The sequence below is a fragment of the Ralstonia pickettii genome (assembly GCF_016466415.2).
Taxonomy (GTDB): domain Bacteria; phylum Pseudomonadota; class Gammaproteobacteria; order Burkholderiales; family Burkholderiaceae; genus Ralstonia; species Ralstonia pickettii.
On the sequence record NZ_CP066771.1, the window covers coordinates 797,105 to 819,914 of the forward strand.

General features: G+C 61.7%; 15 protein-coding genes and 1 other RNA gene. 11 read left to right on the plus strand and 5 right to left on the minus strand.

Going from position 1 to position 22,810, the window contains the following annotated elements:
* Nucleotides 1-59: 59 nt before the first annotated feature.
* The 5 genes from RP6297_RS03830 to RP6297_RS03850 all read left to right on the plus strand — a co-directional run bounded on the left by RP6297_RS03830 (nt 60) and on the right by RP6297_RS03850 (nt 8,038).
* Entirely contained in the window at nt 60-2,498 is a 2,439-nt protein-coding gene (locus tag RP6297_RS03830) for an ATP-binding protein (protein WP_009238730.1), read from the plus strand.
* A 339-nt stretch (nt 2,499-2,837) separates the two neighbouring features.
* Nucleotides 2,838-3,425 carry a fimbrial protein gene (locus RP6297_RS03835; RefSeq protein WP_009238729.1) on the plus strand — a complete coding sequence of 196 codons (588 nt, stop codon included), beginning with the start codon at nt 2,838-2,840 and terminating at the stop codon, nt 3,423-3,425.
* Nucleotides 3,426-3,561: 136 nt separating this feature from the next.
* Nucleotides 3,562-4,263 carry a fimbrial biogenesis chaperone gene (locus RP6297_RS03840; RefSeq protein WP_223293261.1) on the plus strand — a complete coding sequence of 234 codons (702 nt, stop codon included), beginning with the start codon at nt 3,562-3,564 and terminating at the stop codon, nt 4,261-4,263.
* A gap of 125 nt (nt 4,264-4,388) precedes the next feature.
* Nucleotides 4,389-6,950 (plus strand): fimbria/pilus outer membrane usher protein, encoded by a 2,562-nt coding sequence (locus RP6297_RS03845; RefSeq protein ID WP_009238727.1) that lies wholly within the window; start codon nt 4,389-4,391, stop codon nt 6,948-6,950.
* Between the two features lie 131 nt (nt 6,951-7,081).
* Nucleotides 7,082-8,038: a fimbrial protein gene (locus tag RP6297_RS03850; RefSeq protein WP_009277331.1), complete on the plus strand. Its 957-nt coding sequence runs from the start codon at nt 7,082-7,084 to the stop codon at nt 8,036-8,038.
* A gap of 141 nt (nt 8,039-8,179) precedes the next feature.
* Here the strand turns inward: RP6297_RS03850 and ssrA are convergent.
* The 4 genes from ssrA to ubiG all read right to left on the minus strand — a co-directional run bounded on the left by ssrA (nt 8,180) and on the right by ubiG (nt 13,872).
* Nucleotides 8,180-8,537, minus strand: a transfer-messenger RNA (tmRNA) gene (gene ssrA, locus RP6297_RS03855).
* A 32-nt stretch (nt 8,538-8,569) separates the two neighbouring features.
* Nucleotides 8,570-12,352, minus strand: coding sequence for a DUF748 domain-containing protein (locus RP6297_RS03860; protein ID WP_037028710.1), 3,783 nt, complete (start codon nt 12,350-12,352; stop codon nt 8,570-8,572).
* 117 nt (nt 12,353-12,469) lie between these two features.
* On the minus strand, nt 12,470-13,159 hold the full coding sequence (locus RP6297_RS03865) for an HAD-IA family hydrolase (RefSeq protein ID WP_009238665.1): 690 nt from the start codon (nt 13,157-13,159) through the stop codon (nt 12,470-12,472).
* Nucleotides 13,156-13,872, minus strand: coding sequence for a bifunctional 2-polyprenyl-6-hydroxyphenol methylase/3-demethylubiquinol 3-O-methyltransferase UbiG (gene ubiG, locus RP6297_RS03870; RefSeq protein ID WP_009238664.1), 717 nt, complete (start codon nt 13,870-13,872; stop codon nt 13,156-13,158). The genes RP6297_RS03865 and ubiG overlap by 4 nt, the downstream gene beginning before the upstream one ends.
* Before the next feature lie 159 nt (nt 13,873-14,031).
* On the opposite strand from ubiG, the gene RP6297_RS03875 reads away from it, so the two are divergent.
* Nucleotides 14,032-14,538: an outer membrane lipoprotein gene (locus tag RP6297_RS03875; RefSeq protein ID WP_009238663.1), complete on the plus strand. Its 507-nt coding sequence runs from the start codon at nt 14,032-14,034 to the stop codon at nt 14,536-14,538.
* Nucleotides 14,539-14,718: 180 nt separating this feature from the next.
* Here RP6297_RS03875 and ompA read toward each other — a convergent pair whose 3' ends face one another.
* Complete coding sequence (ompA, locus tag RP6297_RS03880) at nt 14,719-15,375, minus strand: outer membrane protein OmpA (protein WP_009238662.1); 657 nt, start codon at nt 15,373-15,375, stop codon at nt 14,719-14,721.
* A gap of 431 nt (nt 15,376-15,806) precedes the next feature.
* Here ompA and gyrA point away from each other — a divergent pair, with 431 nt between their 5' ends.
* The 5 genes from gyrA to hisC all read left to right on the plus strand — a co-directional run bounded on the left by gyrA (nt 15,807) and on the right by hisC (nt 22,801).
* Nucleotides 15,807-18,476, plus strand: a complete 2,670-nt coding sequence (gene gyrA / locus RP6297_RS03885; protein WP_009238661.1) for a DNA gyrase subunit A — start codon at nt 15,807-15,809, stop codon at nt 18,474-18,476.
* Nucleotides 18,477-18,604: 128 nt separating this feature from the next.
* Nucleotides 18,605-19,171 (plus strand): DUF2059 domain-containing protein, encoded by a 567-nt coding sequence (locus RP6297_RS03890; RefSeq protein ID WP_009238660.1) that lies wholly within the window; start codon nt 18,605-18,607, stop codon nt 19,169-19,171.
* 113 nt (nt 19,172-19,284) lie between these two features.
* On the plus strand, nt 19,285-20,421 hold the full coding sequence (serC, locus tag RP6297_RS03895; protein ID WP_009238659.1) for a 3-phosphoserine/phosphohydroxythreonine transaminase: 1,137 nt from the start codon (nt 19,285-19,287) through the stop codon (nt 20,419-20,421).
* Between the two features lie 87 nt (nt 20,422-20,508).
* Nucleotides 20,509-21,624 (plus strand): prephenate dehydratase, encoded by a 1,116-nt coding sequence (gene pheA / locus RP6297_RS03900; protein ID WP_009238658.1) that lies wholly within the window; start codon nt 20,509-20,511, stop codon nt 21,622-21,624.
* Between the two features lie 52 nt (nt 21,625-21,676).
* Entirely contained in the window at nt 21,677-22,801 is a 1,125-nt protein-coding gene (gene hisC / locus RP6297_RS03905) for a histidinol-phosphate transaminase (RefSeq protein ID WP_009238657.1), read from the plus strand.
* The last annotated feature ends 9 nt before the right edge of the window (nt 22,802-22,810 follow it).

The following is a 22,810-nucleotide window of genomic DNA, read 5'->3' on the forward strand; positions in this document are numbered from 1 at the left end:
AACATCGCGAACCCGACGCGCCGAGGCAATCGATTCCGATATGGCGACGGGGGGGAGATGTGGGCAATGTAGCCGCGGCGGTCCGCGCGCTGATCTTAGGCTTCTGGCTCGGCTTGATGTCCGGCGGCAGCAATGCGGCCCCAACTTCGCTGTTCACCCCCGAAGAGGATGCCTGGATCGCCGCGCATCCGATCGTGCGCACCTGCGTGGATGCGCATTGGCGTCCGTTCGAGTTTGTCAAAGCCGGCAAGGTGGCCGGCATGGTTCCATCGTTCCTCGATGCGGTTGCCCATGTGAGTGGGCTGCGTTTCGAATATGTGGACGGTGCGTGCTGGAACGGCTCGCTGGCTGCACTGAAGCTCGGGCAGGTGGACATGCTCCCCGACTGGAGCAAGGACGAAGCCGTGGCACCCTACCGAGACGGTTACATCGCGAGCACGCCGTACTATGTCGGGACAATCGCCATCGTTACGGCGGAACAGGAAAACCTGTTCGCCAGTTTCTCGCAACTGTCCGGCAAGCGGCTTGCGATCAAGGGCGGCGGTGGTCTTGAACTGGCCATCCGCCGCAGCTCCGTCCCAGTGAAGTTGGTAACGTTTCAAAATGAGTCCGACGCGTTGCAGGCGGTTGTTGACGGCGATGCCGACGCCGCACTCGGGACGGACGCTTCGATCGTTCCGCAACTGCACCGGCAGTTCAAGGGCCGGCTGTTCCTCTCGGGCAGCCTCTGGGACCGGCCTTATGCGTTGACGATGGTCACGCGCGATGACAATCCCGTGCTCGCGTCGATTCTCGATAAATCGCTGACCGCCATTTCGGCGTCGGAGGCCGATGCTATCCGGCAGCGGTGGCAGGAAACGACCGACTACGGCGCGCCGTCGCTGGCGTCGATCCTGCATTACCGCTGGCGCCAGGTCGCTCTCGTTGCGGCCGTTGTTCTGGCGTTTGCGGTGTTGGCCTATGTGCTATGGCGTGCGCGTGTGGCCGCCGTTCGCAGTGAGCGTGAAAAGGCGATGTTCCTCGCATTCATCAGCCACGAAATCCGCACGCCGATGCACACGATTCTTGCGTCGCTGGAACTGCTGCAGCGCTCGCAATTGACAGGCCAGCAAGCCAGTCGCGCGGATGCCGCTGTCTCGGCGTCGGAAACGCTCTTGGCCCTGCTTGACGATGTCCTTGAATACTCGCGTCTCGAATCCCGCAGCGTGACACTCGCGCCTCAGCCTACGGCGATCGGGCCGTGGGCCGAGCAGACTCTGGACATGGTCCGCTGGCGCTCCGATGAGAAGAAGCTGGCGTTGTCGCTCGATCTTGCCTGCGCGCCGGATTTCAGCGTGGAGATCGATGCCATGCGCGTGCGGCAGATCGTTTTGAACCTGTTGGTGAACGCGATCAAATTCACCACGGTCGGCAAGGTTGTCCTCCGCGTCGACTATCTGCCCGGAAAGCGGCGCGGCAGCGGAACGCTCGTACTCGAGGTCAGAGACACGGGCATGGGCATTCCGCCCGAGCGCCAGCGAAACATTTTCGAACCGTATGCACGCGTGGAAAGCCCTGGCAATCGCGGTGCCAGCGGAACAGGGCTGGGCTTGTCGATCTGCCACGAACTCGTGGAGTTGATAGGAGGCGTGATCACCGTCAGCAGCAGCCCCGAGGTCGGCACGGTGTTCACTGTCATGTTGCCGGCACGGGAGGCGCGCGCAGAGATGGCGTTGCCAAAGGCTGCGGAAGCAGCGGGGGCGTCTGCGCCTCACGCAATATCGCCTCCTCGGGCGGCAAAGGCGCCGTCGCCGGAATCGGAGGAGGGGCCGCTGGTCCTAGTGGTGGATGACCACGAAGCGGTGCAACACGCGATCCAGCATCAGCTTGAGGCACTGGCCTGCCGGTCTGCAATCGCCGGCACCGGTGAGGCCGCGCTCGAACGGTTTGCGTCAGCAGCGTTTGACATGGTGCTGCTCGACTGCAATCTGCCCGGGATTGATGGATATACCGTCGCGCAGCGCATGCGAAACATCGAACATCAGCGCGGAGGCGAGCGCACGCCCATTGTGGCCATCTCGGCTGTGACAGACGACACGCACCGCGTCCGGTGTTTCGACAGCGGCATGGACGGCGTCCTTAGCAAGCCGCTGCGCCTTGCCGCCTTACGGGAACTGATCGAGCTTTGGTGCGGCCATGGTGATTCCGGCTCCCGTACGGTGCAGGCAGAGCGCGAGACGGAATCGACGGTGGACGTGCTGGCGATCTATCGAGAGACCATGAAAACCGATCTTGAAATGCTCGCGCAGGGTCTCGCAGATCGGAATATCGAGCAGGCACGTCGCGCGGCACATCGGATATCCGGTGCCGCTGCCGTTGTGGACGACCTGCGAACGCGCCAAGTGGCAAGCGAATTGGAGCGGCATCTTTCGAAGGCGTCGGGGGGCATCACGGCAGACGCGCATGCGCTCCTGGCGGAACTCCAATCGCTGCACCCGACGGACAGCGCCACTACCTGAATTTGTCAACGGAGCGAACGTCGCTCCGGTTCCGTATCCCCCCACATATGCCGTGTACGCCTTGCCTGAGGCGGCACGGAGCCTTGTGCTGCAACGATTTCCGGGTTCTGCCGCATGCCTAGCGAGTCGCCTCGTTCGTGACGAGAATGTCTCCGCGCGCCCCAATGCCTAAAGCGGAGGCGTGCGAGCAGAACGCAAGAATCCCTCCGCTTTTTCAGAACAGTCTGATATGGCGCAGCCGCCACGCTTGGAATACTTGCGCCTGCCTTCTTCGATAGGCATTTGTTCTCGACCAAATCCCGCACGTTCGTGCTGCGGATTCAATCTAAGGGTAAGTCAATGAAAGCAAAACTGTTCCTGGCTGGCGTCGCCGTGTCTGCTCTTTCTTTCGCCGCAATGGCGCAAGCAGCGCCTGCGTCGGTGGATGGCGTTATCAATTTCCAAGGCACGATCCTGAGCGACACCTGCAAGGTGTCTTCGCTCACCGGCGATGCAGGCACCATCAACGTGAACATGGGCAAGATCGCTGCGGACGACATCGGCACGATTGCTGCACCGAAGCTTCTGACCAGCGGTTCTGGCTCGGCCAACATTGACGTGGTGTGCAAGACGGGCGCCAAGGTCAGCATGAAGTTCGCCGGTAAGGCGGCCGACCTGAGCGCCGACAAGAAGACGCTGCGCGTGAATAGCGGCAACACCGCTGCAGGTTTCGCACAAGGTGTGGGCATCGCCGTGTACGAAGGTACGGGCGCAGGTGCAAACGCGTTCGACCTGAGCAACGGCGATCTGCTGGCACAGACCACGGTGCCGGCGACCGGCGGGGCAGTCAACGTCCGGTTCTCCGCCGCCTATGTGGCCGCAGACGCGGCCAAGATCAAGCCGGGTATTGCCAACGCCAGCCTGCCGTTCACGCTCACCTACGAGTAAACGTAAGCCAAGCGCCAGCCAACGCGGCTGGCTTCAATCGGCAGCGGTCATTACCCCGCTGCCGCCTATTTCTTCACAGGCAGTTCCGGATATGAAAGCAAAACGATACGCCGTTGGCGCGGCGTTGGCGTGCGCGTTGGTTGCGTCCGCGAGCCACGCCAGCATTTCACTCAGCACCACGCGCGTCATCTTTGATGGAAAGAACAAGGAAAGCTCAGTGGTCGTCAGCAATGATGGTCAAGATGCGCTGCTCCAGGCGTGGCTGGATCCATTGGAAGACGTAGCCAATGCCCAACTGCCGTTCGCAATTACACCGCCTTTGGCAAAGGTTGGTGCCAAGCAGCAGCAACTGCTGCGTGTGCTGTACGAAGGCGTCGGCATGCCAACGGATCGCGAATCCGTATTTTGGCTGAACGTCCAGGAGATTCCTCAGACCGCCAAAGAAGACAACGTCCTGCAATTGGCTGTTCGTCAACGCATCAAGGTGTTCTACCGGCCCACCGGTCTGGCTGGCGATCCGGTCAAGGCGCCTACACGCCTGCAATGGCAGTTGAACCAGGGCGCCGGCAAAGGGCTGCTGCGCTTGACCAATCCGAGCCTGTATCACGTGACCGTGGTGGACGCCAAGGTGCATGTCGGCAGTGCAGAGGAGCCCGTCATCGACGCGAAGATGATCGCGCCTAACTCGACGGTTGCTGTGCCCGTCAAGCTGCCGGCCGCCGGAGCCGGCGCACCCGAGCTCCGCTACGACGTCATTAACGACTACGGCGGCCGCCAAAGTTACCGCGTCACCTTGCACAGCAGTCAGCCGAGCACGCCGGTCTCAGCCGGCAATTGATTGAGCTGGCCTAACGCCAGTTCGATTCCGCCAGCCCGCCTGGGCTGGCTTAGCCCGCACCCACCGTAGCGGAGCTTGCCTATGTGACAGCCATCCGATTCACAAAGCCAGAAGCGAGCATTGCAATGTCTACCTGCCAGACGACCAAAGCGTTCTCCAGAAAGGCCGTTGGGAAAGCGGCTCCTGTACGCCTGAGCACAACGCCGCTCTACCTGGCCGTGTGTCTTGCGATGATGAACAGCGCGCGCGCCACCGAAGGGGAGACGCTCGTCGCACAGGTGGATCCAACGCTCCTCGCATTCAATACGAGTTTCCTGAACGGCCAAGGGCGGCCAGCGGACCTGAGCGCCGTACTGAGTTCGGGCAGCAGCGTGCCGCCCGGAAACTATCGGGTGGAGGTGGAGGTCAACGGTAATCTGGTCGGCCGTCGCGACATCGATTTCTACCAAGACACCGACAAGGCCAAGCTGCGCCCGTGCCTGACCGCGAAGATGCTTCAGGACTTCGGTGTCAACCTGAGCGCGATCAACCCGCCGCTGGATGTCAACAGCCAAGCCTGCCTTGATCTGCCGCACCTGCTGGACCAGGCATCGGTCGATTTCGATGCCGGCAGGCTGCAGCTCAATCTGAGCATTCCGCAGGCCTTTCTTTCCCGCGCGGCGCGCGGCTATATAGACCCTGCGCTGTGGGACGAAGGGGTCAATGCCGGCTACGTCAACTACCAGTTCAGCGGCAACTACGGTCACAGCCACATCGGCACTGACAGCAGCAGCTACTTCGTTGGCCTGCAGAACGGCGTGAATATAGGTCGCTGGCGCCTGCGAAACGAGTCCACGCTCACCGGTAGCAACAGCGGCCAGACGCGCTTCAAGAGCAACCGCACGCTCGTGCAGCGCGATGTCGATGCCATCAAGGGCCAGCTGACGTTCGGCGAGCAGTATTCCGACGCGACGTTGTTTGATAGCGTGCGGTTTCGCGGTGTGCAAGTCACTTCTGACGATGCCATGCTGCCCGACAGCGAGCGCGGCTATGCGCCGGTGGTGCGCGGTCAAGCAGCCACCAACGCGGTGGTCGAGGTGCGCCAGAGCGGCTATGTGCTCTATCGGGCCAACGTGCCGCCTGGCCCTTTCCAGCTGACCGACATCTTCCCGTCCGGCTCCAATGGCGATCTGGAGATCACCGTCATTGAAGCTGACGGTAGCAAGCGCGTCACGCATCAGGCGTTCTCCAGCCTGCCGCTGATGCTGCGCAAGGGGCGCCTGAAGTATAGCTTTGCAGCCGGCAAGTACGATGGGGACCAGGGCCCCGCGCCTAATCTGGTCAGCGGCTCGCTCGTCTATGGCCTGACCGACAACAGCACGGTGGCGGGCGGCCTGCAAGTGTCGAAAGACTTCCAGGCCTTGAACGTGGGGGTCGGTACGAACACGCCCGTCGGCGCCCTGTCGGTGGACATCACGCAGTCGAGCAGCCGCGCGCAGGGTAAGCGCGACACCGGACAGAGTGTGCGCATCTTGTATGCCAAGACTTTTACGCGCACCAACACGAACTTCACGCTCGCGGCCTATCGCTACTCGACGTCGGGCTATCGCACGTTTAACGACCACGTTAACGACCTGCATAACGCCGATGGCGTGCAATCCGGCCGCAGCCGCTCGCGCGTCGACTTGACGACCAGCCAGGACCTAGGCGGACCTGATCGCAAGTATGGCAGCGTCTACCTGAACGTCAGCCAGCAGACCTATTGGAACCAGCCGGGCTCCAGCCGCAGCATCAGCGTCGGCTACGGCAACAACTGGAAACGGCTCAGCTACAACCTGAGTCTCAGCCAGACGAAGGACAGCCGCTTTGGCAGCAACGGCAGCAATACGCAGGTCATGCTCACGATGTCGATCCCGCTGGGTGGCAAGCTGCAATCACAGCGTGCTTACACCAACGTCAGCAACGACAGTAGCGGCGGCACAAACATCCAGAGCGGTCTGAGTGGTTTCATCAGCGAAAAGACGTCATATGCCATGCAGGCCGGCTATACCAGCAGCGGGCGTGGCGCGACGGGCGGTGCAAGCATTACACACGATGCCGATGCTGGCCAGCTTTCAGCCAACATCAATGTCGCACGGGACTACCAATCGGCCAGCATGAATGCCATGGGTGCCGTAGTGGTACATGGCGGCGGCGTCAACCTGAGCCGTACTGTCGGCGACACCTTTGCGCTCATGAAAATGGAGGGCCTCAAGGGCACGGACATCCGCACCGACGGTGGCATTCCGGTTGGTAGAAACGGCTACGCGGTGGTGACCTACGCACAGCCTTACCGGCTGAGCGCTTTGCGTCCCGACACGCATAACCTGGGCGCCGACGTCGAGCTCGAAGACACCGTCAAGCAGGTCGTGCCGCGCCGCGGCGCCATCGTGCAGGCGACCTTTCGTGGCTACAGCGGTCGGCGTGCGCAGTTCACTCTGCAACAGATCGACGGCAAACCGGTGCCGTTTGGCGCCAGCGTGCAAGACGCGCAAACCGGCAAACAGTTGGGCATTGCGGACCCGAATGGCAATGCGTTTGTGCTGCTCAACCAGGAGCAGGGCACGTTGGTTGTGAAATGGAAAGAAGGCCAATGCCAGGCACCCTATGCGTTGCCGAAAGCAGAAGCTGGCCGGAACTACCAGCGGCAGACGTTGCGTTGTAGATAGCCACCGGGCTCTCGAATCCTCCGCGGCCATGGATACATGGTCCATCGCATATAAGCAAAACTTGGAAAGAATCGTCGATGCAAAAAAATCTATACCCCCTCGAGTCGGATCATCTTCTCCGCGCTTTCTGTATGGCCGCGTTCTTCTTGGCGGCTCTGCTCGCCTCGCCAGCTGACGCCGCGAACTGCACGATGCATCAAGGCGCCGTCGTCAAGCAACTCGCGTTTCAAATACCTTCAAGCTTTACCGTACCGCGCGATGCACCCATCGGTACCGTTATCTATGAAAGCGCACCTATCACGAATAGCGCACAAGACACACCGGCCTTCACCTGTACTGCCGCCTTCCGCTGGGGTTTGGTGAATTCGGTCGGAGGGATTCCGCCTGCCGCTACCAAAGTCGATATGCCGATCGGAAATACCGGACTGGCGTGGGGCCTCGTCTACGATAACAAGAAGTCGACTCCAGCACCGCTACCCGCAGCTTCACTGGGGATCCAACAGGTAGCGGACACCTACACATTCGTGAGCACGTCTTTCTCGTTAAGGATCAGGAAGATTGGCCCAGTTGCGCCAGGCGCTGCCGTTGAGGCGGGGCTTCTGGGGTATGTCAACATGAATGACGAGTTCAACGTCTTTATCGTTCGAACCTCCACAAAGGCAAGCGTTACAGCCCAGAGTTGCAGGACGCCAGATGTCATCGTGCAGATGGGAGATCGGAATCGTGTCGGACAATTCAAAGGTGTTGGCACTTCGTTGGCGCCTGTGAATTTTTCGATCAATCTGAACGAGTGCCCCTCGGGCATTAGCAAGGTTTCTTATCTACTGAAGCCAAACACCCAAATCTTGGATGCCGCGCAGTCGGTCGTCGCGCTCGACGCTGAATCGGTAGCTAAGGGGGTCGGCCTGCAGGTTCTTGACCAGAACGGAAAGCCGGCGGTGTTGAACGAGAAGATCGCTTTTAGCGAGTACGACAAGGCTGGTGGAAATTTCAGTATCCCGCTAAAAGCAGCCTATCGGCAAACCGCTCCAGTCGTTGGAGCGGGCACAGCGAATAGCTCGCTGACTTTTGTGATGAGCTACGAGTAGCTTGGTGTGCAGGCGGCTTCATCAAGCATGGCAGCCGGTGCGAGTTCAGTGATCGGCGTACTTGGTGTACCAACAAAAAACCCCGCAGAGCCAAGCCCAGCGGGGTTTTTTGCCAAACGTTGAAGCCGTTTGAAAGATGTTTGGTGGAGCCGGCGGGAATCGAACCCGCGTCCGCAAGCCCTCCACAGAGAGTTCTACATACTTAGTTCTGTCATTTGATTTAACCGCCGCATCGCGGACGAACACGCTCTACGACGGCGATTCACTAAGTTTTCGTCTCTAGGCCCGTGACTCACCTAAAGCTTATCTGACGTAAATGACCTCGCTGGTCTTGCGACCCTAGCCCGTCAGCGAGCCAGTGCGAGGACGGCGGCCCTTAGGCTGCCAGTGCGTAACGTTCGTCGTTAGCAGTTATTGCATTCCCATTGATTAACGAGGTGACGGGTCCTCGGTATGCCCTCCGCTGCTTCGCAACCCACGTCGAAACCAGGTCGGCCCCAGTAAGGAAGTGTCGATTATCCCATAGATGGGCTACTTCAGCGAGAAATCAACCCGCGTCGTCTTGCCCTTGTCCTTGATGCCCTCTGCGCTCAGTTTTGGGGCGACAACAAAGAGGCGCTCCGGATCCACGCGTTCTGCAAGTGCAACATGCACCGCATTCGCGCGACGCTGCGCGAGTTCACGCAGATCCGCATCCGTCACTTGCACGTTGGTTTCCATCAGCTTGCGCATCTCGTCGGGCGGCAACGATTTGGCCAGCCCGATCACGTTGCGCGGTTTTGGGAACTTGACGGCTTTGTATGCGCGTTCAAGGTACTTGTTCTCCTCTTCCGGCTTGACGGTGGTATCTGCCTCAGCAGCGTCGCCGGCGTCCTTGAGTTTCTGCTCGCGAATCTGACGGTTCACGGCTTCCCGGCGCAGGCCGTCGCGGTCGAATTCCGGATCGACGCGGCCGATGATGTCGACCTTCAGGGCAGGGCGGTCCTTGAGTGCAGTGGCAAGTTTGTCCAGTTTGGCGACCGATGCCTGGCTGATGTTCGACGTGCCCGGATCGAACTCGATGTAGCCGAGTTCTTCGCCGCCGCTGCCGCCAAACGCGCTGGCCAGCAGCGAGAACGGCGCCGTCACAGCGCGTGCGATGAGGTTGACGAATGCACGCAGGATGACGCCGCCGATGCTGAACTGTGGGTCATCGAGCGAGCCAGATACCGGCACGCGCACGTCGATCTCGCCCCGCGAATTCTTCAGCAGCGCCACCGCCAGTCGCACCGGCAGATTGGTGGCGTCCTTACTCTCTACGCGGTCGCCGAAGGTGAGCTGGTCGATGAAGATGTGGTTGTCGGCGGTCAACTTGCCCTGGTCGAGCAGGTAGTGCAGATCCATCGTCAGCTTGCCCTTGGTGATCGGGTAGCCAGCGTACTTGGCGGAGTAGGGCGTGAGGTTGGTCAGTTCCACGCCGTCGGCCTTGGCTGTCAGATCCACAAAGGCCGTGGGCGCGAGCGGATTGACTTTGCCGTGGATGTCGACGGGCGCGGTGCCGTCGACGCTGCCTCGCAGCGTCACGTCGGCGGGTGTCTGGCTGGCAGCCGTGCTGATCGTGCCGATCGAGCCGCCGATGGCGGTCAGGTTGGCGGTGTAGTTCGGTTTGACGAAGTTGTCGGTGAAGCGGATGTTGCCGTCCTGCAGCGTGATGGCGTCAACGCGCAGGTCGGCGCCGCCGGCTTTGGGCGTGGGGCCCGTGGCTGTGACGGTGACGGCCGATGCGGGTGCCGCAGTCGGGGCCGAAGCCACCACGGGCGCGGCTGCCGGGGCGGAAGCTGCTGCGGCCGATGCCGATGCAGGTTCGCTTTGCGTCAGCGAGCGCCGCTCCTCGGTCGGCTGCACGCGGATGTCCTGCAGGTTCAGGCGCCCATTCGGGTTGATGATGATCCGCGCGTAGAACGTCGATAGCGCCACCGCACCCACCCGCACGCGCGGCGTAGTGCCGTCGTAGTTGGCCTGGATGCGGCTGAGCGCGAGCGAGCGCCAGCGCAGGAAGTCATCCGAACTCACGCGGTCTTGCAGGCGCACGTTGCCCAGTGTCGCGTTGCCCTGGTAGTTCACCGTCAGCGCCTTGCCCTGGTTGAGCACGAGGCGCCCGTCCATCGATAGCAGCGCGCTCGTAATCGCCGCGTTCAACGACTTGTCCAGATACGGATCGAAGCCTGCGAGCGACAGGTTCTGCGAGTTCACGCGCAGGTCGGCCTTGAGCGGCTGCGGCACGACCTCGCCGCGCACATCGAGCTTGCCCTTGGCACCCAGCCCTGCGCCAATTTGCACGCTGACCGGTTTGCCGAGATCGGAGGAGGCGTTCTGCACGACCACGTTCAGCGGCTCGACACGCACCTTGACCGGGCGCGAGTTCGATTGGTCTTCAAAGCCGACAGCGCTGTTGTCCAGCTTGAGCGTTTGTACAGTCACAGCCCACGGCCTTTCCCCCGGGGCGTTCTGCTTTGCGTCGGACTTGACGGGCGCTGACGGGTTGCCCGCCACCGGTTGCGGACCATCGAGCAGCGTCAACGTGGTTGTACCGTCCTTCTTGCGCAGTGCGTCGATCTGCAGCCCGTCGGCACGCACTTCGTTGAGCGCGATGGTGCGTGCGCCCAGGTCGAAGCTCTTGACGTCCGCGCGCAGCAGCTTGGCGCGCAGCGCGGTGTCCTTACCCAAGGCGGGCGCCAGCGACAGATCGGCCAGGCTTGCGGTCAGCGGTTCCGCGCGCACGTTGAATTTGTCCGGCCCGAATTCGAGCGCCACCTTGCCGTCGGCCGATAGCGCACCGCTCTGCAATTGCGGTGCGCCCGCCTGGCGCAGATACGGGCTGATGCTGACCAGCTTCACGCCGTCCAGCTTCAGTTCCAGCTCGCCGGTGTTCTTCTCCAGCGAAGTGTTGCCTTTGACATTGAGCGTGCCGCCTTGCGCCAGCTTGGCGCCCACATCGAGCGAGGTCGGACCGCCCAACGTACGCACGCGAATGTCGCCGTGGAGGTCTTCCAGTATCAGGTCGGCAGCCGGCTGCGTGGTCGCGTCACGCCAGTGGACGGTGCTGTTGGTCAGTTGAAGCTTGTTGACCGCCACATCCAACGGTTTCGGCTTTGCGGTGGTCGCGGCCTCGGCCGTGGCAGCTTTCGCTTCGGCAGGTGCCGGCTTGCCGGCGAGTTGCGCGAAATTGATCGCTCCATCCGCACCGCGCGTGGCATCAACGCGCACGCCATCCAGCGTCAGCGCATCGAGGCGGAATACGTTGTCGAGCGGGCGCACGTCGGCAAGCGTTGCGCGCACTTGTTTGGCCGCCACCAGTGGCGCTTTCCTGGCGTCGACAACTTCCAGGTGGTCGAGGCCGGTCGTGCCATGCACGCGCAGCACCGGCGCGCCGCTCTTGGGCTTCTGGAACTCGATCGTCAGGTCGGTCGTCAGCTTGCCCTGTGGCACTGCCACCGGAAGCGGTCCGGGTACGTAGCCGAGGTAGCGGGGCAGATCCAGACCGTCGATCTTGATGTTGAGGTTCGATTCGAGCGACTCGGCAAACGGCTTTGTCTTGCCTGCGAAATGCAGCGGCGCACCGTCGATGCGCGCGGCCAGCAGCGGCTGCACGAAGATGTCCACGTCAGCGGGCAGGCTCGCCAGGAAAGGCACGCCTATCTGCAATCCGTCCACCTTGTGCTGTGCACCAAGCGGCTGGTCGGCAAAATCGATCGCGCCGTTGGTCAACTGCAGATTGGCAAAGACGAAACGTGCCGGCTCGTTCGACTTGGGCTTGGGCGCGGTTTCCGGCTGGCTTAGCTTGTCGACGATGTCGGAGAAGTTGAAACGCTGTTCGGCGGTGCGCACGATACGCACGTGCGGCGCATCGATGCTGAGTTCTTCAATCACGGGCGCGCGGCGGAAGATCGAACTCCACGACGCGTTCATATGCAGGTGGCCAACGTCGACGAACGGTGTCTTTCCGTCGCGCTCGGTCACGTGGAACTGGTCGACATCAAGCCGCAGCGTGTATGGGTTGATGCTGATCTTGCCCACCGAAACCGGCCGTTCCAGCAGCTTGCTGAGCTGGGTTTGAGCTACGTGGCGCAGCAGTGGCGGGCCGCCGAAGGCGCCGAGCAAACCGAACACCACCAGGAAGACCAGCACGCCGATCCCAATGCGCTTGGTGCGCCGTGATGTACCGACTCGCGCCACGCGTTGCCAGCCGGCCGTGCGGCGCACGCGTTCAAGCCGTGCGCGCCAGCCGTGGGTATTTGATTGCAGTTCAGGGCGCGAATCGGGGGAGGTACTCATGCTGGTGTCGGCGGCCATAGCGTGGCCTACTTCGTCAGTCGGTCGACCGCCACGTCCCCGATGGGAGGCAGCGGTCCTGAAAAGTGCGGCGCCCAGGCCTTCACCTGAGCATCGTGGTCAAGCGCGTTTCGATTCGAGCAGCAGCGGAATCAGCTCGGCCGCGCTGGCAATCAGCGCATCGGCGCGCCATTCCACGGGCGATGGTCCATTACCACAATAGCCGTAACTGGCCGCAATGGTAGGCATGCCGGCGGCGCGGCCGGCTTCAATGTCGCGAAGGTCGTCGCCCACGTAGACGATCTGCCGTGCATCGACGCCGATGGAGTCGGCCGCATGCAGCAGCGGGGCAGGGTGGGGCTTGGCGTGCGGCGTCGTGTCGCCCGCAACGACGCACGCCGGCGCCACCGGCAACGGCAACTGTGCAATCAACGGTACCGTCAGTCGGCCCGACTTGTTGGTGACGATCCCCCAGGGAATACCGGCACGGCCCAGTTCGGCCAGCACGTCTGCCATGCCCGGAAACAGCTGCGTACGCACGCAGATTTCCGCCTCATAGTTGGCGAGAAATGCCAGTCGCAGCGTTTCGAACTCCGCATCCCCCGGCCCAACGCCGAAGGCCACGCCAATCAGCCCGCGCGCACCATGCGAGGCCACCGGGCGAAGCACTTCGTAGTCGACCGGCTCGAGGCCGCGGTCAGTGCGTACCTTGTTGGCCGCCGCGGCCAAATCGGGAGCCGTGTCAGCCAGCGTGCCGTCCAGATCGAACAGCACCGCGCCCAGCGGATCGGGAAACCGGCGCGCCGTCATGCCTCGACCGGACGGCGCGTCGCCATCAGGTAGTTGACACTGGTGTCCTGCGTAAGAGCGTAGCGGGCGGTGATGGGGTTGTATTCCAGCCCGCGCATCTCTTGCGCCTGGAGGCCGGCCGTGCGTACGAACGCGCTCAGCTCTGACGGGCGGATGAACTTAGCGTAATCATGCGTGCCGCGCGGGAGCATGTTGAGGACGTATTCCGCGCCAATGACGGCCAGCAGATACGCCTTGGCATTCCGGTGGATGGTGGAGAAAAAGACGTATCCACCCGGTTTGACCAGCGTCGCGCAAGCGCGCACAACCGACGCCGGATCGGGCACATGTTCGAGCATCTCCATGCAAGTGACGACATCGAAGCTGCCAGGCTCGCGTGCGGCCAATGCTTCTGCTGCGATCTCCTCGTAATCGACGGTAACGCCCGCCTCGAGGCTATGCAGATCGGCAACACGCAATGCTTTGCGGGAGAGATCGATCCCTTTGACGATGGCCCCGGCACGCGCCATGCTCTCTGAGAGGATGCCGCCGCCGCAGCCCACGTCGACGACGCGTTTGCCTGCCAGCGGCGTGATGGACTGAATCCAGTCAAGCCGCAGCGGGTTGATTTCGTGCAAGGGTTTGAACTCGCTGTTCGGGTCCCACCAGCGGTGGGCGAGTTCGCTGAATTTTTCGAGTTCGCCGGGATCGGCGTTCGCGTGAGTGGTCGTCATGTTGCGCTGCGCCAGGGCATATCGGCTAGGTGAGGAAATGTACCAAAAAGCGAGGCCCCGACCAAATCAAGGGTCTGCGAAAAGGTTTCACATTGAAACAGACGTGAACAAACGCGCATGCAATTCCTCCAACTGTCACCTTCGCTCAAGGAGAGATCAATGAAATCCAAACACATTCTGATAGGACTGGGTGTTGCTGGCCTCACGGTGCTGGCAGGTTGCGCCGCGCCGGGTTACGGCGGTGGCTATAACGGCGGGTATTCTCAACAGCCTCCGGCGTACGGCCAGCAACCGGCTTATGGCGGGCAGCCGCAGCAAACGGGCGCACTGTATGGCCGAGTCGAATCGATCCAGCCGATGCAAGCTCCGGCCAATAGCCCGGGCATCTTGGGCACGATTATCGGTGGGGTGGCCGGCGGTATCCTCGGTCACCAAGTGGGCGGCGGTACGGGCAACACCGTTGCGACCATTGGCGGCGCAGCGCTTGGCGCCTATGCAGGCAACCAGGTTGAACAGCGCGCCGGTGCCGGTGGGCAAACCGTGTACCGCATCAGTGTGCGCCTGGACGATGGCCGCGTCGCGACCGTGACGCAGCGGAATCCGAACAACCTGCGTGTTGGCGATCGCGCCATGGTCGCCAACGATCAGGCGACACCTTCTTATTAGTAAGAGGGGCAGTTATAAAAAAGGGGCGCTGGGCGCCCCAAAAGCAAAAAAGCGATGGCGCATTTGGCGTCATCGCTTTTTCAATGCCCATCCCGAAGTAGACCAGACGAGGAAGATCCGCAGACCTATGGACGAAAAAAAGCCCAGCTTTCGCTGGGCTTTTTCCCGGTGTGAACCGACTTACTGAGCCTTGCGGGTGCCGACCACTTCGACGTCCACGCGGCGGTTCGGTTGCTGGCAGGCGATTTGTGCCTTGCGAGCGCCCTTGCACGACTTCGGATCAACCTTCAGCTGGCGCTTGCCCTTGCCTTCCGTGTAGACACGGTTGGCTTCGATGCCCTTGCTGACCAGGTAGCCCTTGACGGCTTCAGCACGACGGACCGACAGGCGGTCGTTGTACTTGTCCGAACCGAACGAGTCGGTGTGGCCAACGGCGATCACGACTTCCAGGTTGATGCCATTCAGCTTCGAGATCAGGTCGTCCAGCTTGGCTTTGCCTTCCGGCTTCAGCACAGCCTTGTCGAAATCGAACAGGGTGTCAGCAGCGAACGTAACCTTTTCGCTCGACACAACCGGAGCAGCCGGAGCAGCCGGAGCAGCGGTCGGAGCAGCAGCCGGGGCCAGAGCGCCGTCGCACTGAGCGTTGGCGGTTGCCGGCGTCCAGAAGCCATTGCGCCAGCACAGTTCGTTCGTGCCGTTCTTCCAGACCCACTCGCTCGTGCCGTTACCCCAGTTGTCGTTGACGGCCTTCTTTTCGTAGGGCACCGACTGAGCGTAAGCGGACGCAGCCATGGCTACCGCAGCTGCAGCGAACGCGAGCTTGGCAAATTTTTTCATATTTCTCCTCTCAGGATGAGATCACCGCAGAAGACTGCGAGCAGATGGGACGAAAACAAGTCATACATTCTTCGGAGTATAACATTCTCGGTGTGGTGAAGGCTCCACTTCGAACAATGTCTGCCTCTTCGCTGGGGGATTGTGCCACAAGCACGCACTCCTAAAAAGCAAATATAAGCGATTCGAACGGGGCGCCATGGCCTTGTGGTGTGTACGCAACAAGGCAGGAAATGGCTCGCAAACCCTTATGGGGATTGGGTCGCCGGTTTTGCCCTCCCTCGCAGGGAACGTGCCCGGGGTTGACGATGCGTCGCTCGCGCGCATGAGGGGAGGGGGCTTGCGGCATGGTAAAATGTTCTGTTATTCGCGCAACCGCAGCGTCCTGTGGTGCGCGTCACCGTGCTCACTAGGGACCTCCCACCGTTCGCCCAATGGATCAATTCGCCAAAGAGACACTCCCGGTATCGCTCGAAGAAGAAATGCGCAGTTCGTACCTCGCTTACGCCATGAGCGTGATCGTGGGCCGCGCGCTTCCCGATGTGCGGGATGGTCTCAAGCCGGTGCATCGCCGTGCGCTGTACTCAATGCACGAGCTGAACAACGACTGGAATCGCCCCTATAAGAAGTCCGCCCGTATCGTCGGGGATGTGATCGGTAAGTATCACCCCCACGGCGACACTGCTGTATACGACACCATCGTGCGGATGGCGCAGAACTTCTCGCTGCGCTACATGCTGGTCGACGGCCAAGGCAACTTCGGCTCGGTCGACGGCGACAACGCCGCGGCGATGCGTTACACCGAAATCCGCCTCTCGAAGATCGCCCACGAACTGCTGGCCGACCTCGACAAGGAAACCGTCAATTTCGAGCCGAACTACGACGGCTCCGAAACTGAACCGTCCGTTCTGCCGGCGCGCATTCCCAACTTGCTGATCAACGGTTCGTCCGGGATTGCGGTGGGGATGGCGACAAACATTCCGCCGCACAACCTCAATGAGGTGGTTGATGGCTGCTTGCACTTGCTGCGCAACCCGGAAGCGACGGTCGACGAGCTGATCGAACTGATTCCGGCGCCGGATTTCCCGACGGCGGGCATTATCTATGGCATTTCGGGTGTGCGTGAAGGCTATCGGACCGGCCGCGGCCGTGTGGTGATGCGCGCCAAGACGCACTTCGAAGATATCGACCGCGGCCAGCGCCAGGCGATCATCGTCGACGAACTGCCGTATCAAGTTAACAAGCGCACGCTGCTCGAGCGTATTGCCGAGCTGGTCACCGAAAAGCGCATCGAAGGCATTTCCGACATTCGCGACGAATCGGACAAGTCCGGCATGCGCGTGGTGATCGAACTGAAGCGCGGCGAGGTGCCGGAGGTTGTGCTCAACAACCTCTATAAGAATACGCAGCTGCAAGACACGTTCGGCATGAACATGGTGGCGCTGGTCGACGGCCAGCCGCGCCTGCTGAACCTGCGCCAGATGCTGGAGTGCTTCCTGCTGCATCGCCGCGAGGTGGTGACGCGTCGCACCGTGTTCGACCTGCGCAAGGCGCGCGAGCGTGGTCACATCCTGGAAGGTCTGGCTGTTGCGCTTGCCAACATCGACGAGTTCATCGCCATCATCAAGGCCGCCCCGACCCCGCCGGTCGCCAAGGCTGAGCTGATGAACCGCAGTTGGGATTCGGGCCTCGTCCGCGACATGCTCGTTCGCGCCGAGAGCGAAACCTCCGGCGGTGGCGCCGCGTATCGTCCGGAAGGTCTGCTCCCGGTGTTTGGTATGCAGGGCGACGGCTTGTACAGGCTGTCGGATACGCAAGCGCAGGAAATTCTGCAGATGCGCCTGCAACGCCTCACCGGGCTGGAGCAGGACAAGATCGTCCAGGAATACCGCGAAGTGATGGCGCAGATCGCCGATCTGCTGGATATCCTGGCGCGGCCGGAACGTATTACTGCCATCATCGTCGAGGAACTGACCGCGATCCGCGCGGAATTCGGCGATGAGCGTCGCTCGCAGATCGAGCACAATGCGACCGAGTTGGATACAGAAGACCTCATTACGCCACAAGATCTGGTGGTGACGCTGTCCCACAGCGGCTACATGAAGAGCCAGCCGATTTCCGAATACCGGGCGCAAAAGCGTGGCGGCCGCGGCAAGCAAGCTGCGGCGACCAAGGAAGACGATTGGATCGACACGCTATTCGTCGCCAACACACACGATTACATCCTCTGCTTCTCGAACCGCGGCCGTCTGTATTGGCTGAAGGTGTGGGAGGTGCCACAGGGCAGCCGTAACTCGCGCGGTCGCCCGATCGTCAATATGTTCCCGCTGTCGCCGGGCGAGAAGATCAACGTGATCCTGCCGGTGAAGCAGTTCGACGAGCAGCACTTCGTCTTTATGGCCACCTCCAAGGGGACGGTCAAGAAGACGGCGCTCACCGAATTCTCGAATCCGCGCAAGGCCGGCATTATCGCGGTCGATTTGGATGAGGGCGATTTCCTGATCGGCGCGGACATTACCGATGGTCAGCATGATGTGATGCTGTTCTCCGACGCCGGAAAGGCGGTGCGCTTCGATGAGAACGACGTGCGCCCGATGGGTCGTCAGGCGCGCGGTGTGCGCGGTATGAATCTCGAAGAGAACCAGCAGGTGATTGCCATGTTGGTCGCGCCGGCAGAAACCGCGGGCGAAGGTGCTCAATCCGTTGCGGGTAGCGTGCTGACCGCCACCGAAAACGGCTACGGCAAGCGTACCCCGATCTCGGAATACACCCGACATGGCCGCGGCACGAAAGGCATGATCGCCATCCAGACTTCGGAGCGTAACGGCAAGGTCGTGGCTGCGGCGCTTGTCGCGCCTGAAGACGAGATCATGCTGATCACGACAGGTGGCGTGCTGATCCGTACGCGTGTGGACGAGATTCGCGAAATGGGTCGCGCCACGCAAGGCGTCACGCTCATCTCGGTGGGTGAGGGCAACAAGCTGTCCGGGCTGCAACGGGTGATGGAGTCCGACGCTGAAGGCGCGGAGAGTGTCGAGGGTGCTGATGCGGCGGACGCCGCCCCGGATGCCGATGCACAGCCGGATGACAGCAGCGAGACATAATTGGAAACATCTTTTGCTTGCCGTTAGGCGCAGTTCTGTCATGATGCCGGACCTGTGCGCGGCAAGGGCCTGGAACTTTTGCATCACACGCCCGGCCTAAACGCAACGCTTATCTCAAGGGAGCAACAATGCACAAGAGTCTCAAACTCAAACATCTGATCGTGGTGGCCGGTTTCGCTCCGCTGTTTGCATTCGCGCAGGCTGGCGACGCTGACAAGACGGCAGCCATCAAGGATCTGCTGACGACGATGAACGTCGACGCAGCCATCAAGGGTCAGGGTGAAGTGCTGGCCAACGGCGCAAAGCAGGAAGCCCCGCTGGTGCTGGAGCAGGCACTGGTGGAGAACAAGACTCTGAATGACAAGCAGAAGCAAGCGGCTGTCGACAAGCTGAAGAAGAACGGCGCTGTGCAGCGCATGACCGACGGCGCTGGCAAGGACTTCGACACGGAAGCCTTCCGCAAGGACGCCCTGCAAGCCCACTATGACTCGCTGGGCAAGTACTACTCGACCCAGGAAATCAAGGACCTGACCACGTTCCTGAAGACTCCCAGCGGCCAGAAGTTCATGGCCAACCAAGGCAAGGCCATGCAGGAAGTGTGGGGCAATGTGATGCAGAAGTACGGTCCGCAAGTCGGCAAGAAGATGCGCGACATGGCTGACAAGGAAGTTGCTGCTGCTGCTGCTGCGAAGTAATTGACCGGCATAGACAGACGATCGGGACACAATCCCCGTCGGGCTGTCAGTTGGTAGATAATGGCTGCTTGGGTTTGTGCCCAGACAGCCATTTTTCTTTTGCCCTTCGTCCTATGAACCAAGCGGATCGAGCCCTCCAAGCCAGCCAGGCGCGTGTGTACAACTTTTCGGCAGGGCCGGCAGTGCTGCCGCTCGAGGTGCTGGAACAGGCGAAGGAGGAGATGGTCTCCTGGCACGGCAGCGGCATGAGCGTCATGGAGATGAGTCATCGCGGCCGCGAGTTTGAAAGCATCCTGGCAGCGGCGTTCAGCGATTTGCGCCAGTTGTTGGCCGTGCCGGACAACTACGAAATCCTTTTCCTGCAAGGTGGTGCCATCGCCGAAAACGCGATCGTGCCGCTGAACCTGATGCGCCGGCTGTCGGCCGATGCGCCGAAGGCGGATTACGTCGTCACCGGCACGTGGTCGGTCAAGTCGCAGCAGGAGGCGCGCAAGTACGGCGAGGTGAACATCGCCGCCACGAGCGAGGCCGAGCGTTTCCACAAGATTCCGGATGTGTCGAGCTGGAAGCTGTCGTCGGACGCGGCCTACGTGCACCTCTGCACAAACGAAACCATTGTTGGCGTTGAGTATCAGGAAACGCCCGACGTCGGTCAGTCGCACGGGCGTGTGGTGGTATCCGACGTGTCGAGCCACATTCTCTCGCGGCCGATCGACTGGAACGGCTACCAGGTCCTGTACGGCGGCGCGCAGAAAAACATCGGCCCTGCCGGCCTGACGATCGCCATCGTCCGCAAGGACCTTCTGGGTCATGCGCACCCGCTATGCCCGTCTGCGTTCAACTGGCGCCTCGTGGCCGAGAACGGCTCGATGTACAACACGCCGCCCACTTACGCCATCTACATCGCGGGGCTTGTGTTCCAGTGGATCAAGCGCCAGGGCGGGGTTGAGGCGCTGGAAACGCGGAACATCATCAAGTCGAAGATGCTGTACGACTTTATCGATGCCAGCAGCTTCTACCGCAATGAGATTCATCCGACGTGCCGGTCGCGCATGAATGTGCCGTTCTTCCTCAACGACGAGTCCCGCAGCGAGGCGTTCCTCGCGCAGGCGCGCGAGCGGGGGTTGGTACAGCTCAAGGGCCACAAGTCCGTGGGCGGCATGCGAGCGAGCATCTATAACGCGATGCCGCTGGAAGGTGTGGAGGCGCTGGTCGACTTCATGCGTGATTTTGAACGAGTGTCGGCGTAAGGCCCACCCTCAATCACGGCAGAACATTGCGCGAAACGCACGCTTCGCGCGGCAATTTGCAATCCGTTGCCGAACCCGATTCCTACAATGACCAGTCAGTCAGACGATACGAAGCAAAACAAGGACGCCGCATTGGCGGCGGAGCTTGCGCCGTTGCGCACGCAGATCGACGCCATCGACAACCAGCTTCTTTCGCTCCTCTCCGATCGCGCCAAGGTGGCGCAGGAAGTGGGCGAGGTGAAGAAGCGCTATTCGTCGCCGGCATTCCGGCCGGATCGCGAACTGCAGGTCATTCGCAAGATGCAGTCGGGCAATCCGGGGCCGCTGCACGACGAGAGCATCGCCGCCATCTGGCGCGAGGTGATGTCGGCGTGCCGTGGCCTGGAACAGGCGCTGCGGATCGGTTACCTCGGCCCGGCGGGCACGTTTTCGGAGCAGGCGGTGATCGCGCATTTCGGACACGAGATCCAGCCGATGCCGTGCCCGAGCATCGACGAAGTGTTTCGCGCGGCGGAGTCCGGCACGGTCGATTGCGGCGTGGTGCCGGTCGAAAATTCGACGGAAGGCGTGGTGTCGCGCACGCTCGATCTGTTCTTGCAGACGTCGCTGAAGATCAGCGGCGAGATTGCGCTGCGGGTGCACCATAACTTGCTGCACAAGACGGGCGACATGTCGCAGGTGAAGGTGGTGCGTGCGCATGCGCAGGCGCTGGCGCAGTGCCAACGGTGGTTGAACACGAACTATCCGAACCTGCCGCGCGAGGCCGTGTCGAGCAACGCCGAGGCCGCGCGCATGGCTGGCGAGGACGAAACGGTCGCCGCGCTGGCAAGCGTGCAGGCAGCCAACCGCTACGGCCTGCACGTGGTGCGTGCCAATGTGGAAGACGATCCGCACAACCGCACGCGCTTTGTCGTGATCGGCAATTACGAGACGGAGCCGAGCGGACGCGATCAGACGTCGTTGATTTTGTCGGTGCCGAACGAGGCCGGCGCCGTCTACAAGTTGCTGGCCCCGTTGGCCGAGAACGGCGTGTCGATGTGCCGCTTCGAGTCGCGTCCGGCGCGCAGCGGCGCGTGGGAGTACTACTTCTACGTCGACGTGGAAGGCCATCAGCGCGACCCGCAAGTAGCGCGCGCGCTGGAAAAACTGCGTCACGACGCAGCGTATTTCAAAGTGTTGGGGTCCTATCCCTCGGCACATTGAGGGATTCAAGGCGCTCTGCACGGGCAGAGCGTCGATAACGGAGGAGCACCCCATGTCGTTGCAGTTCGGCCCCGAGTATGTCCGCGCCATCGCCCCTTATGTGGCCGGCAAGCCGATTTCCGAAGTGGCACGTGAGTTCGGCCTGGATGCCGCGCGCATCGTCAAGCTGGCGTCCAACGAAAACCCGCTGGGCATGCCGCAGTCGGCCAAGAATGCGATGGCTGCGGCCATTGACGAACTGGCGCGCTATCCGGATGCCAACGGTTTCAGCCTGAAGGCCGCGCTGCATGCCAAGTTTGGCGTGCCCGAAACATGGATCACGCTCGGCAACGGGAGCAATGACATCCTTGAGCTGGCCGCTCGCGCGCTGGTGTCGCCAGGGCAGGCCGTGATTTACGCGCAGCACTCGTTTGCCGTGTATGCGCTCGCGGCCCAGGAAGTGGGCGCGCGCGCCATCGAGGTGCCGGCCCGCGATTACGGCCATGACCTCGACGCGATGGCCGCTGCCATCACGCCGGACACCCGCCTGATCTACATCGCCAACCCGAACAACCCGACCGGCACGTTCCTGCCGGCCGATGCGATTGCGGCGTTCCTGGCGAAGGTGCCGCCGACGGTGGTCGTCGTGCTGGACGAGGCGTACAACGAATTCCTGGAGCCGGAGCAGCAGTACGACTCCACCGCGTGGGTGCGCCAATACCCGAACTTGCTGGTGTCGCGCACGTTCTCCAAGGCGTACGGGCTGGCCGGCTTACGTGTTGGCTACGGCATTGCGCAACCTCAATTGACCGATCTGCTCAATCGCATCCGCCAGCCGTTCAACGTCAACAGCCTGGCGCAAGCAGCGGCGGTAGCAGCGCTCAACGACGCGGAATTTCTGCGCCAATCGGCTCAACTGAACGCTGCCGGCTACGTGCAACTGACGGACGCGTTTGATCGGCTGGGCCTTGAATACGTGCCGTCATCGGGCAATTTTGTCTTGGTGCGTGTGGGTGACGACAACGGCGCCGGTGCGCGCGTGAACATTGCATTGCTCAAGCAAGGTGTGATCGTGCGTCCTGTCGGCAACTACGGCTTGCCGCAATGGCTGCGCGTCAGCATCGGCTTACCGGAAGAGAACGCCACATTCATCGCCGCCCTGGAGGCAGCGCTGGCGCAGGAAAAAGCGGCCGCGTAACTTCCGTCG

Coding starts and splice junctions, on each gene's coding strand:
- RP6297_RS03835 (WP_009238729.1), top strand. CDS start 2,838: ATGAAAGCAAAACTGTTCCTGGCTGGCGTCGCCGTGTCTGCTCTTTCT.
- RP6297_RS03845 (WP_009238727.1), top strand. CDS start 4,389: ATGTCTACCTGCCAGACGACCAAAGCGTTCTCCAGAAAGGCCGTTGGG.
- RP6297_RS03850 (WP_009277331.1), top strand. CDS start 7,082: ATGGCCGCGTTCTTCTTGGCGGCTCTGCTCGCCTCGCCAGCTGACGCC.
- RP6297_RS03860 (WP_037028710.1), bottom strand. CDS start 12,352: ATGAGTACCTCCCCCGATTCGCGCCCTGAACTGCAATCAAATACCCAC.
- RP6297_RS03865 (WP_009238665.1), bottom strand. CDS start 13,159: ATGACGGCGCGCCGGTTTCCCGATCCGCTGGGCGCGGTGCTGTTCGAT.
- ubiG (WP_009238664.1), bottom strand. CDS start 13,872: ATGACGACCACTCACGCGAACGCCGATCCCGGCGAACTCGAAAAATTC.
- RP6297_RS03875 (WP_009238663.1), top strand. CDS start 14,032: ATGAAATCCAAACACATTCTGATAGGACTGGGTGTTGCTGGCCTCACG.
- ompA (WP_009238662.1), bottom strand. CDS start 15,375: ATGAAAAAATTTGCCAAGCTCGCGTTCGCTGCAGCTGCGGTAGCCATG.
- gyrA (WP_009238661.1), top strand. CDS start 15,807: ATGGATCAATTCGCCAAAGAGACACTCCCGGTATCGCTCGAAGAAGAA.
- RP6297_RS03890 (WP_009238660.1), top strand. CDS start 18,605: ATGCACAAGAGTCTCAAACTCAAACATCTGATCGTGGTGGCCGGTTTC.
- serC (WP_009238659.1), top strand. CDS start 19,285: ATGAACCAAGCGGATCGAGCCCTCCAAGCCAGCCAGGCGCGTGTGTAC.
- pheA (WP_009238658.1), top strand. CDS start 20,509: ATGACCAGTCAGTCAGACGATACGAAGCAAAACAAGGACGCCGCATTG.
- hisC (WP_009238657.1), top strand. CDS start 21,677: ATGTCGTTGCAGTTCGGCCCCGAGTATGTCCGCGCCATCGCCCCTTAT.